Below are 12,793 nucleotides of genomic sequence, written 5' to 3' on the forward strand. Positions count from 1 at the left end.
CCTGTTTGCCGGCCTGCGGGCTCGGGCAGGCGAACGGGCATGGCAGACGATCTCGGGCGCCCGCTGCGCCGTACCTCCCCTTCCGTAGTCGAGAGCGACCCGTTCTGGGCCGCCGTCCGCGAGCGGCACCCCGGCGCCACGCTCGTCCTCCTCCCACCGGAGCTGCCCGGCGACGAGCCGCCACCCGTGCCGCTCGCCGAGGCGCGCGACGCCGTCCGGGCCGCCCGCCGTGCCTGGGAGGTGGCCGCACCCGTCCTCGAGGAGTACGGCGACCCGGGCTCGCCGTCCGTCGGCTGGCGCAGCCGCCCCGGCGGCCGGGCCCTCGTCACCGAGGCGGGCGTGCGCGGGATCGGGGTGGACGCCGGCGCCGCGGCCCTCCGCGAGATCGCGGCCCGGCTCGACCGCGACGACGGCGGCTGGCGGTTCGATCCCGGCAGCCGCAACGGCCACCCGCTGCTGCGGGCGACCGACGGCCACGCCGAGCTCCGCGCCGAGGCCGGGCCGGGCGCCACCGTGCTGACCGTCGCCACGCGCCCGATGGCGGTCGCCGGCCAGGACCGGGCGCTGCTCGTCGAGGAGGCGGGGTCATGGCGGTGACGATCGACGTCCCCTACGGGGTGCTGAGCGCGGCGAAGGCGGAGTGGGACGAGGCCGCCGACGAGCTCGACGGCTCCTTCCGCCGGCTCGTGACCGCGTCCACGAGCGGGCTCTCGCCGGCCGCGACCGCCGCCGTGGAGACGTTCCGGCAGCGGTGGGGCGACGAGCTCAAGGCGTGCGGCCAGAAGGCGCAGACCTTCAGCGACGCTTTCCTCGACACCGGCAGTGACTTCCTGATCACCGACACGGCGCAGGCGAGGCTGATGCGGTCGGTGCTGCCGTGGGCCTTCCACGACGCCCGGATCGAGGGCCGCTGAGATGGCCGCGATCGTGCTGCCCGCCGAGGTCGGGCCGTTCCGCCGGATGCAGTCGACCTCGCAGGGCGCCGCGCAGCTCGCCGGCGACCTGCGGGCCGTCACGACCGACGTCAAGGAGGTCCAGGCCTGGGCCCAGGGCTCGTCCAGCACGGACTGGGCCGGTGAGGCGCAGCAGTCCGCGGTCAGCGCGCGAGCGCGGTTCGCCGTACGCCTCGACGGAGGCGAGGCCGCCCTCGACGGTGCAGTGGTGGCCGCCGACCGGTTCGAGGACCGGCTCCGCCGGCTGGAGAACGAGCGGATCGCCCTCGAGCGCGAGCGGACCGACCTCGGTGAGGACATCGAGACCGTCCGCTCGGCGATCGCGCACGCGGGCGAGTCCACGGACCTCACCGGACTCGAGAGGATCGCCGCCCGGCTGCGCCATCGTGCGGGGACGCTCGTCGCGGACATCTCCGCCTGGGAGACCCGCTACCAGGCGGCGGAGGACGACTTCGTCACCGCGCTACAGGCCGTCGACACCGTCGGGGAGGGCAGGGCCGCGGCGCGGGCCCCGGGCCGGCTCGACCCGACCGACCTGCTGCACCAGCTCTCGCAGCGGGTGGGCGACCCGGCAGCGCTCGCCGCCTGGTGGCGGACCCTGACCCGCGCCCAGCGCGAGTGCCTGGTGACCGAGGCGCCGCACCTGCTCGGCAACGCCGACGGGATCCCGGTGACCGCACGCGACCAGGCCAACCGGGCCTACCTGGGCGGGCGGCTGGACTACCTCGGCCGCCGGGAGCGGGACGGCCAGCTGACCGACGCCGAGCGCGCGGAGCTCGAGAAGGACCGGAGGCTCGCAGACCTCGTCGACCGCTACAGCGCTCCGGACCCGGACACCGGGGGGCAGCAGCTGTTCGTCATCGGCTTCCGGCCCGACGACTACAGCGGCGACGGCGGCGTGGTCGTCAGCCTGGGCAATCCCGACACGGCCGACCACGTGGCGACCTACGTCCCGGGGACGACCAGCGAGGGCGGCGACCTGAGCGGCTTCGACCGCATCGACACCCTGCACGACACGATGGTCGACGAGGGTCGCGGCAGCGTCGCGACGATCCTCTGGGACGACTACGACGCCCCGAGCGCCGACTCGTTCACCGATGTGCACGAGCTCGCGGACATCGGCGGAGTCGTGTCCACGGACGACGCTCGGGTCGGCGGCGAGCGGCTCGCCGACTTCGTGGACGGTCTTCGCGCGACCGACCGCGGCGCCCCGGAGGACCTGACCCTGATCGGGCACAGCTACGGCGCGACGACGGCGGCATACGCAGCCCAGGACGGGGCGGCCGCGGACCAGTACGTCCTGCTCGGCAGCCCCGGCGCGCCGGCCCCGACCGCGGGACAGCTCACCCACGGGGACGTCTACGTCGGCGCCGCCGACTACGACCCGGTCAGCCTGCTCGGGCTGGGCTCGCGCGGCGGCGTGGGAGCGCTCGGCTACGACCCGGCGCAGGAGAGCTTCGGCGCGACGCGCTTCGACGTGGCGCCGGGGTCCTATCGCGTGGAGGACCTGCTCCACAACCACACGTCCTACTTCGGCGGGCGGTCGCTGGACAACATCACCGACATCGCCACCGGTGGCGACCCGACGGTCGACGCCGGACGGGCCGCGGGCGGCGACGGCTCTTACCAGAACCTCAGCGAGCTGCTCGCCGGCAGCACCACCAGCAGCGGCGGGGAGTGGCTGTTCGACCGCGGCAAGGACCTCGCCGACGACATCGGCCACTTCGGCGACTCGCTGCTGCACCTGGCGAGGCCGCACCCGTGACCGGTAAGGATGGGCTCATGCGTCTGCTGCGCCGGATCTCCCTGCTGGCCGTGACCGTGCTCGTGGCCGGGTTCGGTCTGACCGGCTGCGGCGGCGGCGGGGGAGGGGACAGCCAGGACGACGCGCGCAGCCGGCTCGACTCCGACGAGAAGTCGGTCGACGCGCTGGTCGCGGACCTGGTCCCGCGGCTCGCCAAGGCTCTGAAGGCCGACGCCTCCGGGGGGCGTGCCTTCTACCGCACCTGCGGGATGGAGCCCGACCTGACGGGCGCGGAGTACACCAGCAACCCTCAGTTCGGTGCGAGCCCCGAAGCCGGTGCGGCCGTGGACCGGGTGGCCACCCTGCTCGAGGACGACGGCTGGGCGGTCGACCGGCCCGCGAACCCCGAGGTCGTCGAGGGCACCCTGAAGCAGCGGTCGATCCGGATCCAGGTCGGTGCCCACGGCACCGACGTCAAGGTCGCCGGCGGGTGCGTGGACAGCTCCCACGACGTCGCCGTGGACTACGGCAGCCGGCCCGCCAAGGACGTCCCGGGCGCTGGCTGAGCTCAGCCCGGCGGCAGGGGGTGCAGGAGCGCCGCCAGCTCCTCGATGCCGTCGACCAGCCGGGTCCCCGGCCGCGCCCACGAGGCGTTGGCGTCCACGGCGTGCACCGGCGTTCCGACCGGCAGCACCTCACGACGGACCAGCTCGTCGGCGAGCTCCTGGGCCCCGTCCCGGTCGTAGCCGCACGGTGCCACGACGACCAGCTCCGGTCGCGCGTCCCGGACCTCGTCCCAGGTCGTGCGCACCGACTTCTCCCCGGGCGTGCCGAGCACGCACTCGCCGCCCGCGATCTCGATCATCTCCGGGATCCAGTGGCCGGGCGCGAACGGCGGATCGGTCCACTCCAGCAGCACGACCCGGGGCCGCGCGCGGCCGGCGACACGTCCGGTGACGGCCTCGATCCGGTGGCGCTGGTCAGCGACCAGGGCTGCGGCCTCGTCCGCGCGGCCGGTGGCGGCGCCCAGCCGCTCGACGGAGGCGAGCACCTCCTCCAGCGTGTGCGGGTCGCAGGTGAGCACCTCCGCCGTGCAGCCGAGGTGCGCGAGGGCGTCGTCGACGACGGACACGTCGACCGCGCACACGGCACAGAGGTCCTGCGTGACGACGAGGTCGGCGTCGAGCCCGGCGAGGGCGCCCGCGTCCAGGCGGTAGAGGTCCTCGCCGCGGCGCATCGCGTCGGCGACGAACGCGTCGATCTCGCTCGGCCGCAGGCCCTCGGGCATCGCGGAGGTCGACACGATCCGCCGCGTGCGCGCCTCCTCGGGGTAGTCGCACTCGAAGGTCACCCCGACGACGTCCTCGCCCGCGCCGATGGCGAACAGGATCTCCGTGGTCGAGGGCAGCAGCGACACGATCCTCACCCTCCCGACCCTACGGGTCGGGAGGGCCGGCCCGACGAGGGCGTCAGGCGCCGCAGGCTCCGGTCTGCCCCGCGTGGATCGTGCAGTAGTTGGTCCCGGTGAACGGGTCGGTCAGGACGCCGTGACGCACCCGGAACCGGCCGCGGTCGCCGCGGTGCGGCGGGTTGTCGATCAGCCCCGGGTCGAAGACCCGCACGTGGGTCACCCGCGCGTGCAGCCAGCCGCGGCGGGTGGTGCCGTGCGCGTGGCCGAGCCGGTAGCGGACGTTGAGGACGTGGTCGCAGCAGCCGGAGTAGACGACCTCGCGGGCGGTGTGGTCGCTGCGGATCCGCAGGTGGCGGGTGTGGCCGTACCAGGTGCGGACGAAGTCGCTGTAGGAACGGGCGACCGGCGCGACGTGCGGAGCAGTGCCGTGCGGAGCGGCGGCGTGCGAGGCGGCGGGGGCCGAGCTCCAGGCCGTGAGGCCGAGCAGCAGAGCGGCGAGCAGATGGGCGGAGCGCTTCATCGGTACCTCCTTCTAAGGTGATGACATGAGCATCCCGGTCGGCATCGGCGACCTCAAGGCGGCACTCGCGGACTTCGGCAGCGGCTACCTGCTGACGACCGTCGACGGGCGGGTGAAGGTGGTGACCGTCGACCCGGAGTACGGCGACGACGGCCTGCGCGTCACCGGTCCCGGCAGCGGCACCCTCGGCAACGTCGGCAGCAACCCTGTGGTCAGCCTGGTCTTCCCGCCCAAGGAGCCGCGCGGCTACACGCTGATCGTCGACGGCACCGGCCGTCCGCACGGCGACGACGTCGTCGTCCAGCCGACCTCGGCGGTCCTGCACCGGCCGCGGTCGCACGCGGACGGACCGCCGCCTCCCGACGGGTGCGGCCACGACTGCGCCCCGGTGCCGTGATCCGGCCCGCGACCACCGACGACTGGCCGCGGATCCACCCGTTCTTCGCCGCGATCGTCGAGGACGGGGAGACCTACGCCTACCCCGAGGGGCTGAGCAGCGAGGCCGCCAGGGACCTGTGGTTCGGCGGGGGTGGTGCGGTCGTCGTGCTGGAGGAGGACGGCGAGGTGCTGGGCTCCGCCCGGATGGGCGCGAACCGGCCCGGCCGCGGCGACCACGTCGGCACCGCCTCGTTCATGGTGGCCGAGGCCGCGCGCGGCCGGGGCGTCGGCCGGCGGCTGGCCGAGCACGTGGTGCAGTGGCACCGCGAGCAGGGGTTCCGCGGGATCCAGTTCAACGCGGTCGTGGAGACGAACACGGCCGCGGTGCGGCTCTGGCAGGACCTCGGCTTCCGGGTCGTCGGGACCGTGCCGGGCGCGTTCCGGTCGCGGCGGCACGGCTTCGTGGGGCTGCACGTGATGTACCTCGACCTCGAGGAGGAGGAGGCATGACCGTCAACTGGCTGACCGCCTTCCTCGACCTCGCGCCCGCGTCGTACGACGCCGGCGTCGGCTTCTGGGCCGCGCTCACCGACGATGACGTCTCGCCGTCACGCGGCGTCGAGGGCGAGTTCGCGACCCTGCTGCCGTCCGACGGCGACGCCTACCTGCGGGTCCAGCGGCTGGGCCGCGGCCCGGACGGCCTCCACCTCGACCTGCACGTCGACGACCCGCGCGACGCCGCCGAGAGAGCCGTCGGGCTCGGCGCGAGGGAGGTCGCGGACCTCGGCTACTACGTGATGGCGTCGCCGGGCGGGTTCACGTTCTGCCTGGTGCCGGGCGCCGGTGGAGAGCGAGCGCGACCCTCGGTGTGGCCCGGCGGCCAGGTCTCGGCGCTCGACCAGGTCTGCGTCGACGTGCCGGCGGCGCGCTTCGACGCCGAGTGCGCCTTCTGGGCGGCGTTGACCGGCTGGGAGCTGCGCGGCGCCGGGGAGCACACGGAGTTCCGCTCGCTGGCCCGGCCACCGGAGCAGCCGCTCCGGATCCTGCTCCAGGAGCTCGGTGCGGACGACCCGGGCGACGCCGTACGGGGGCACCTGGACTGGGCCTGCACCGACCGGCCGGCCGAGACCGACCGCCATGCCGCCCTGGGCGCGACCGTCGAGGAGGTGCGCGAGGGGTGGACCGTCCTCGTGGACCCGACCGGTCGGCGCTACTGCATCACCGACCGGGATCCCGGGACGGGACTGCTGTCTGCGGAGCCGCGTAGGTTCGGCGCATGAGCGACTTCCCGCGCACGCACCCGCCGGCCGACGCCGACGAGACGACCATGCTGAGGTCGTTCCTGGACTTCTACCGGGCGACGCTGCTGCGCCAGGTCGAGGGGCTCGACCGCGCGCAGCTCGCGCGCACGCTCCCACCCGACCACCCGACCACGCTCTCGCTGGGCGGCCTGGTCAAGCACATGGCCGGCGTGGAGGACTGGTGGTTCGGCGCCATCCTGCTCGACGTGCCCTGGGAGGAGCCGTTCGGCAGCGTCGACTGGGACTCCGACCCGGACTGGGAGTTCCGCACGGCGGCCGACGACGAGCCGGCCTACCTGGTCGGGCTCCTGACGGCCGCGATCGAGCGCGCGAACGCCCAGCTGGACCGGCTCGAGAGTCTCGACGTGCTCGCAGCGCGGTCCCAGCACGGCCGTCGACCGAACGTCCGCTGGATCGTGGTGCACATGATCGAGGAGTACGCCCGGCACTGCGGCCACGCCGACCTGCTGCGTGAGACGGTCGACGGCGCCACCGGGTTCTGAGGTCAGCTCGCCGCTGACGCGGGCACGACCGCGACGGCGCACTGGGCCTGCTCGACGACGGCGGTCGTCGTCGAGCCGACGAGCAGCTCGGCGAGGGTCCCGCGTCCGCGCACCCCGACGACCAGCAGGTCGTCGTCCTTCGACAGCCGGACGAGCTCCTGCTCGGGCAGGCCGTGCGCCGAGCGCACGTGCACCTCGACGTCGGGGTACTTCTCGCGGAGCCCCGCCGTGACCTCGCTGACGATGAGCTTCGTCTCCTCCGGAGACGTCGGGATGGGCGGCACGTAGCTGGCCCCGGCGACGTACGCGTCGGCGTCCCACGTGCTGTGCACGACCGTCAGGGGCGCATGGTGGAAGGAGGCGACCTCGAACGCGAATTCCAGTGCCGCCTGCGACCGCGGATCGGCGTCGACGCCGACGAGGACGCCGCGGTGCGACGGGAGCGAGGCGCCCGGCCGTACGACGACGAGCGGCCCGTGGGTGTGCCGGCTCAGCGAGACTGCGACCGAGCCCAGGATCGCGCGCCGGACGGAGCCGCGGCCCCGGGTTCCGACGACGACGAGCGCGGCGCGGCGGCTGCTCTCGGCCAGCACGTCCCGCGGGTCGCCGATGACGGCGTACTCCTCGACGTCGAGGCCGACGTGCTCCTTCCGGAGCCGATCCCGCAGAGCGACGAGCGTCTGGCCGGCCTCCGCGAGGAGCGCCTCGCGGTAGGCGACGACGTCGACGGCGTAGGTCGACGGCCAGGTCGCAGCGAGGTGCTCGGGGATGGCGTGCACGAGCACCAGGCGACGGTGCTCCAGGGCGGCGTGGTGGGCGGCCCAGCGGGCCGCTTCGTCGGATCCGGTGGATCCGTCGGCGCCGACGACGACGGCTCCGGTGACAGCGGTGGCGAGAGTGGTGTCCATACCTTCACGGTGCTCCGGGACGACGTGTTGGCGTAGCGGCGTAGGTCCCCAGGGTCGGGCCGAAGGTCACTCCGCGGAGGTCACGCCGCGAAGCCGGGAAGGTACTCCTCCATGATCGCCCGGAACGGCGCCTCGGCGCCCAGCTGGCTGAGCACGCCGACGCCGCCGAGCCAGGTGCGGTGGATCAGGACGTAGGACGGCGGCAGGTTGAGCTTGATCGAGATCGTGTACGCGGGGTCCTTGGGGTTGTTGATCCGCTGGAACTGCTCGCGCATCCACTCCCGCGAGAACCGGAACCGCTCGACCTTCGTGGGCTCGACGAAGGGCGACAGGTAGTCCATCAGCAGGTCCGGCTCGATCCGGATCTTGTCCTTGAGGAAGCCCTCCTCGCGCAGGCCCTCGATCAGCGCGTCGCCGTCGCCTGCGGCGCAGAGCCGGATCAGCCGGCCCATCGGCGCCGGGAGCCCGCGCTGGGGGAGGCGGGCGACCGCGCCGAAGTCGAGGACGCCGAGCTTGCCCGGGCTGCCGTCCTCGTTCGGGATGATGCGGAAGTTGCCGGGGTGCGGATCGGCGTGCAGCAGCCCGGTGCGGGCCGGCCCGGAGAACAGGAAGCGGGTGAAGATCTCGCCGTAGTGGTCGCGCTCCTCGGGCGTCCCGTCGGCGATGACCAGGGCCAGCGAGGCCGGCGACTCGAGCCACTCGGTGATCAGCACGCGCGGGCCGACCGCGACCACGTCCGGTACGACGATCCCGTCGTCGCCGCGGAACTCCTCGGCGAAGAGCCGCTGGGCCTGGGCCTCCAGGTCGTAGTCGAGCTCCTCCGTGGCGCGCGCCTGCACCTCCTCGACCAGCGGCTTCATGTCCACCCCGGGCACGAGCGGCCCGATCATCCGGGCCGCCCGGGCGAGGGTGCGGAGGTCGGCTTGGAGCGCGGCGCCGGCGTCGGGGTACTGCACCTTCACCGCCACGGTGCGGCCGTCGTGCCAACGGCCCTGGTGCACCTGCCCGATGGACGCCGCCGCGGTGGGGGCGCCGTCCAGCCAGACCAGCTGGTCGCGCCAGTCCGGCCCGAGGTCGGCGGCGAGGATCTCGCGGACGGTCTGCGTCGGCATCGGCGGCGCGGCGTCCTGGAGCCGGGTGAGGTGCTCGCGGTAGGGCGCCGCCATCTCCTCCGGCAGCGCCGACTCGAGGACCGACAGGGCCTGGCCGAACTTCATCGCCCCGCCCTTGAGCTCCCCGAGGGTGCGGAACAGCTGGTCGGCCGTGCGCTGCTGGATCTCGGTCATCACCGCCTCGGCGGGAGCCCCGCCGAGCCGCTTCCCGAGGCCCAGGGCGGTGCGGCCGGCGTACCCCAGCGGCAGCGCTGCCAGTCGTGCCGTGCGCGCCGCTGCGTTGCGGGGGAGGTCCGCCATGTCGCCTATTGTCGCGGGTGCGGGCAACCGGGGCCGGGCGACGTCCAGATCTGCGGCAGCTCGGCGTTCGGAGGCGGCCCGTCACGACCAGTGCTCGGACGCCGCGGCTCGTCAGAGCACCTACGCAGCGGCGCTGACGCCGGGTGCAGCTCCGCCTGTTGGCGCGGCCCGCACCGGCGAGCTCGTAAGATGCCGAGTCATCGGTGCTCCCCGATGTCGGCTTTCGGCCGCGACGTGCGGTCGCGAGCAGGCTCGAGTGGATCACGACCAGCTCCATCTCGGGACTCCGTCGCGGTGTCTCGCCGAATGACGATGAGGAGAGATCGATGACCGAGCCGACGCCACCCGAAGGAACCGAGCGTCTTGGTCCACGTCCGTCGGGACCGCCGCCCTCGGCCTCCTTGCCGTCTAGCCCGCCGCCTTTGATGCGCCCGCCACAGCCGTCGACCGGGGGCCTGGCCACCGTCGATCTCCGAGCCGCGGCAACACGCGTACTGGCCGGCAACTGGATCGGTTCGACGATCGTTGCCGCGGTGACCCTGGTGACGGCTGGGCTCCTTAGCCTCATCGTCGGTCTCGTCGCGAAGCCCCCGGACTTCGGGATCGATAACTCGCTGACGCTAGGCGCTGTCGTCGTGTGTGGCGTATTCGGTGCGGACTTCTTCGTCAACGGCACCCCTCAGGACATCGGCGGCGACAGTTGGGACTTCGGGCTGTCGGTCGCGGCTTTCCCGCTGACCATCACGATCGTCGCCTTCGCCGTGGCGGTGCTGGCATTCCAGCGGATGACCCGCGACTACCCCACACCGTGGCCCGCGCTCGCGGACGCACTGCGGGTCGCCCTGCTCGTCGCACTACCCCTGCTGGTCGTCTCGCTGGTCTTGCGGTCCGACTTCGATGAGCTCGGTCGAGGCTGGTTCGCTGATGCGGCTCGAGACCTGGACTTTGGCGATGACTCGACGTGGGGCTCGTATGCGGCTGGAGCCTTCTTCATGCCGCTCTTCACGATCACGCCGGTGCTCATCCTGGCCTGCGTCGCACGTCGCAGCTGGTGGACCGGGCGAATGCGAGCGGTTGTCGAGTGGGTGGCGCCGGTGCTGCACGGATTGGCGGCTTTCGTGGCCCTGCTGCCGGTGGCCGGAGTCATCGGAGTGGGACTGCTCATGTTCGGCGGCGACCGAGTGGACGAGGACGTCGACACAGGTGACACGGGGGCCGCATGGGCGGCTATCGCTGCGTTTCTCGGCAACGGTGGATTGGCTCTTCTCGGCCTGGGCGCCGGTGCAGACGTCGGCACTGCCGGCCGCGAGATCGGTGACGGCGAGAACAGCAGGCCCACTGACTGGCACCGCCTCGGCTGGTACGCCGGCGACGGCGGAGACGAGCCTGGTCTGTGGGCCGCCCCGCTCGTCCTCTTGGTCGTGTTGGTCGCGTCGGCGTGGGTCGTCTCGAGGCTCAGCGTCCGCACAACGCTGTTGCGCAACCTGCTGTGCTGGGCTGCCTCGCTCCTCATCGCGGTCCCCGTACTCGTCCGCCTCGCCAACGGTCACGGAACCGTCCATCTCGACGCTGGCAGCGAGACGTACGAGTCGTCGGGCGTCATGGGGCTGGAAGGTGTGCAGGCGACCTTCTTCATCACGGGGATTGCCCTGCTCGTCGCCCTCGCGCTGGCCGCAGCCCGAGGTGGCATCGACCGGCAGGTGCTCGGCGCCCTCAAGCGCCTGCAGGTCGACGCGGGTCGGTCGCGCTCGGTGGCGGCAGGCACGATGCCGCCACCCCCGCCACCACCGTCGGGACCGTCGCCGGTCACCCCAGACGTACCACCGCCCCCTCCGCCGCCGGCCTGACCGTCTCAGCGGAGAGCACAAGCTGCGCGGCTCAGGCCGGCGGCCGCCCGAAGCGGCGTACCTCCTGCGGCCAGCCGCACCCGACGGCGACCTTGCCGGCCCAGTACTTCGCCGCCTCGTCGTCGGGCACGCTGATGACGGCGAACCCGCCGAGGTGCTCCTTGGTCTCGACGTAGGGTCCGTCGGTGACGACGACCTCGTCACCGGTGGGGTCAGCCGAGTAGGCCTTCGCCCCCTCGTCCAGGCCGCCGGCGAACACGTAGACGCCCGCGGCCTTCATCTCCTCCACGACCGCCATCGACGGGGCGACCCGGCTGAGGAACCACTCCTCGGGGTGGTCACCGACCCACTGCTGGTTGAAGTACACGAGGTACTCGGGCATGGCATCTCCTTCGTCCGGGCAGCCCTCATGGCCACCCTCCTCCATCGCTACGAAGAGTGCTGCCCGGATACGACAGCTCCGCCGGAGGAATCGCCGCGAGGCGGTGCCGCGTTCAGGCCAGGCGTTTGCGCTGGTGCTCGAGGAACGACCGCCCTCGGCCGGCGACGTCGGCGACCCGCTTCCCGAGCGGCTCCAGCGCGGACGACGTCGCCGACCGCGCGTCGCCGGTCCGGTCCCGGACCGCATCACCGGCCGCCGCGACCGGATGTCTGACCTTCCTCGGCACGAGCATCGCCATGGCCGCGTGGAACAGCTTCCGGGCGAGCCAGAGCACTGGCACGCCCAGCGGTAGCAGGACGATCGTCACGCACAGCAGCACGCCGACCAGTCCCAGCACCGCCGCCGCGATCCACAGCAACGATCCTCCGAGAGCACGAAAAATACGCATGGTGCTCACTCCCTCTCCGGAGGGAGCAGTACCCGTGGTGGCTCGGGTGGATACCGGGGGTGCACGCGCGTCTCGCGCTGGGGGTAACTCAGTGTTACGAACGCTCCCCTGGAGTTGCGACCACTACCTCGGTGCTATGACGAGTCACAGCACCGAGGTAGTGGTCACAACACTGAGTTACAGCTCACCGCCACCGCCACCCTCACCCCCGCGGCCGCTGGAACCGGTTGACCTGCTGGGGCCATCCGCACGCGACGGCGATCCTGCCGGCCCAGTGCCGGGCGGCGTCCTCGTCGGGTACGTCGACCACGGCGAAGCCGCCGAGGTGCTCCTTGGTCTCGGTGTACGGCCCATCGGAGAACACCGGCTCGCCGCCCGAGGGATCGACGCTGAACGGGGGGCTGTCGTCGAGGCCGCCGGTGAAGACCAGGGCCCCGGCGGACCTCATCTCGTCGAGCAAGGGCCGGAGAACGGCCGACTTGCCGCGCAGCTCCTCCTCGCTGAACTCGGGCACCCACTCCTCGTTGAAGAAGATGACGTACTCGGGCATGGATCCTCCTTCGTCCGGGCAGCCCTCATGGCCACCCTCCACCATCCCTACGAAGAGGGGGAGCCGGATACGACAACCGCCTCAGAGATGAAGGTGCTCGCGCCAGTCGGACGGCACCGCTCCCGCGGGTCCCGGGCACGGCTGGTCCTCGGGGCGCGACTGGGGGTCGGCCAGGCGGGTGGCCGGCAGCTCCGTCCCGGAGCCGTAGTCCCAGAACCACTCCTCGCCCGGTTCGAACGAGGTGATCACGCGGTGCCCCGAGAGCCGGTAGTGGCTGGTCGCGTGCTGAGCGGGCGAGGAGTCGCAACAACCGACATGACCGCAGGTCGCGCAGCGCCGGAGGTGGAACCACCAGCCACCCGCCTCCAGGCACTCCACGCACCCCGCCCCCGACGCACGGACGTCGGGTCGGATGTCCAGCTCGTCAGCCAAGGCG

General features: G+C 72.9%; 17 protein-coding genes. 9 read left to right on the top strand and 8 right to left on the bottom strand.

What is annotated here, in order from left to right; all coding sequences use genetic code 11:
- Window positions 1-39: 39 nt before the first annotated feature.
- The 4 genes from ABD709_RS02295 to ABD709_RS02310 are packed head-to-tail and all read left to right on the top strand — an operon-like array spanning window position 40 to window position 3,263.
- The gene (locus ABD709_RS02295) at window positions 40-597 is read left to right on the top strand and encodes a hypothetical protein (protein WP_344772171.1); all 558 of its coding nucleotides are present in this window, start codon (window positions 40-42) and stop codon (window positions 595-597) included.
- On the top strand, window positions 588-914 hold the full coding sequence (locus tag ABD709_RS02300; RefSeq protein WP_344772172.1) for a hypothetical protein: 327 nt from the start codon (window positions 588-590) through the stop codon (window positions 912-914). The genes ABD709_RS02295 and ABD709_RS02300 overlap by 10 nt, the downstream gene beginning before the upstream one ends.
- A gap of 1 nt (window position 915) precedes the next feature.
- Entirely contained in the window at window positions 916-2,718 is a 1,803-nt protein-coding gene (locus tag ABD709_RS02305) for an alpha/beta hydrolase (protein ID WP_344772173.1), read from the top strand.
- Window positions 2,719-2,735: 17 nt separating this feature from the next.
- Window positions 2,736-3,263, top strand: coding sequence for a hypothetical protein (locus ABD709_RS02310; protein ID WP_344772174.1), 528 nt, complete (start codon window positions 2,736-2,738; stop codon window positions 3,261-3,263).
- Between the two features lie 2 nt (window positions 3,264-3,265).
- Here ABD709_RS02310 and ABD709_RS02315 read toward each other — a convergent pair whose 3' ends face one another.
- On the bottom strand, window positions 3,266-4,123 hold the full coding sequence (locus tag ABD709_RS02315; protein ID WP_344772175.1) for a cobalamin-binding protein: 858 nt from the start codon (window positions 4,121-4,123) through the stop codon (window positions 3,266-3,268).
- 43 nt (window positions 4,124-4,166) lie between these two features.
- Entirely contained in the window at window positions 4,167-4,628 is a 462-nt protein-coding gene (locus ABD709_RS02320; RefSeq protein WP_344772176.1) for a hypothetical protein, read from the bottom strand.
- A 25-nt stretch (window positions 4,629-4,653) separates the two neighbouring features.
- On the opposite strand from ABD709_RS02320, the gene ABD709_RS02325 reads away from it, so the two are divergent.
- The 4 genes from ABD709_RS02325 to ABD709_RS02340 are packed head-to-tail and all read left to right on the top strand — an operon-like array spanning window position 4,654 to window position 6,810.
- Complete coding sequence (locus tag ABD709_RS02325; RefSeq protein WP_344772177.1) at window positions 4,654-5,025, top strand: pyridoxamine 5'-phosphate oxidase family protein; 372 nt, start codon at window positions 4,654-4,656, stop codon at window positions 5,023-5,025.
- Window positions 4,995-5,516 (top strand): GNAT family N-acetyltransferase, encoded by a 522-nt coding sequence (locus ABD709_RS02330; RefSeq protein ID WP_344772178.1) that lies wholly within the window; start codon window positions 4,995-4,997, stop codon window positions 5,514-5,516. Before ABD709_RS02325 ends, ABD709_RS02330 begins: the two co-directional genes overlap by 31 nt.
- Complete coding sequence (locus ABD709_RS02335) at window positions 5,513-6,286, top strand: VOC family protein (RefSeq protein WP_344772179.1); 774 nt, start codon at window positions 5,513-5,515, stop codon at window positions 6,284-6,286. Before ABD709_RS02330 ends, ABD709_RS02335 begins: the two co-directional genes overlap by 4 nt.
- Window positions 6,283-6,810: a DinB family protein gene (locus ABD709_RS02340; protein WP_344772180.1), complete on the top strand. Its 528-nt coding sequence runs from the start codon at window positions 6,283-6,285 to the stop codon at window positions 6,808-6,810. Before ABD709_RS02335 ends, ABD709_RS02340 begins: the two co-directional genes overlap by 4 nt.
- Window positions 6,811-6,812: 2 nt before the next feature.
- Here the strand turns inward: ABD709_RS02340 and ABD709_RS02345 are convergent, their stop codons facing one another.
- Both ABD709_RS02345 and ABD709_RS02350 read right to left on the bottom strand, forming a co-directional pair.
- Window positions 6,813-7,718, bottom strand: a complete 906-nt coding sequence (locus ABD709_RS02345; RefSeq protein ID WP_344772181.1) for a universal stress protein — start codon at window positions 7,716-7,718, stop codon at window positions 6,813-6,815.
- An 80-nt stretch (window positions 7,719-7,798) separates the two neighbouring features.
- Window positions 7,799-9,130 carry an ABC1 kinase family protein gene (locus ABD709_RS02350; protein ID WP_344772182.1) on the bottom strand — a complete coding sequence of 444 codons (1,332 nt, stop codon included), beginning with the start codon at window positions 9,128-9,130 and terminating at the stop codon, window positions 7,799-7,801.
- Window positions 9,131-9,456: 326 nt separating this feature from the next.
- Here ABD709_RS02350 and ABD709_RS02355 point away from each other — a divergent pair, with 326 nt between their 5' ends.
- Window positions 9,457-10,977, top strand: a complete 1,521-nt coding sequence (locus tag ABD709_RS02355; RefSeq protein WP_344772183.1) for a hypothetical protein — start codon at window positions 9,457-9,459, stop codon at window positions 10,975-10,977.
- 31 nt (window positions 10,978-11,008) lie between these two features.
- Here ABD709_RS02355 and ABD709_RS02360 read toward each other — a convergent pair whose 3' ends face one another.
- From ABD709_RS02360 to ABD709_RS02375, 4 genes are all read right to left on the bottom strand, one after another.
- Complete coding sequence (locus ABD709_RS02360; protein WP_344772184.1) at window positions 11,009-11,359, bottom strand: YciI family protein; 351 nt, start codon at window positions 11,357-11,359, stop codon at window positions 11,009-11,011.
- 112 nt (window positions 11,360-11,471) lie between these two features.
- Window positions 11,472-11,777 (bottom strand): hypothetical protein, encoded by a 306-nt coding sequence (locus tag ABD709_RS02365; RefSeq protein WP_344772185.1) that lies wholly within the window; start codon window positions 11,775-11,777, stop codon window positions 11,472-11,474.
- Between the two features lie 232 nt (window positions 11,778-12,009).
- Window positions 12,010-12,357 (bottom strand): YciI family protein, encoded by a 348-nt coding sequence (locus ABD709_RS02370; protein WP_344772186.1) that lies wholly within the window; start codon window positions 12,355-12,357, stop codon window positions 12,010-12,012.
- 81 nt (window positions 12,358-12,438) lie between these two features.
- Window positions 12,439-12,789 carry a UBP-type zinc finger domain-containing protein gene (locus ABD709_RS02375; RefSeq protein ID WP_344772187.1) on the bottom strand — a complete coding sequence of 117 codons (351 nt, stop codon included), beginning with the start codon at window positions 12,787-12,789 and terminating at the stop codon, window positions 12,439-12,441.
- Between the last annotated feature and the right edge of the window lie 4 nt (window positions 12,790-12,793).

Origin of the sequence: Nocardioides panacisoli, from assembly GCF_039537325.1 — a bacterium.
In the GTDB taxonomy this organism is placed as follows: Bacteria; Actinomycetota; Actinomycetes; order Propionibacteriales; family Nocardioidaceae; genus Nocardioides; species Nocardioides panacisoli.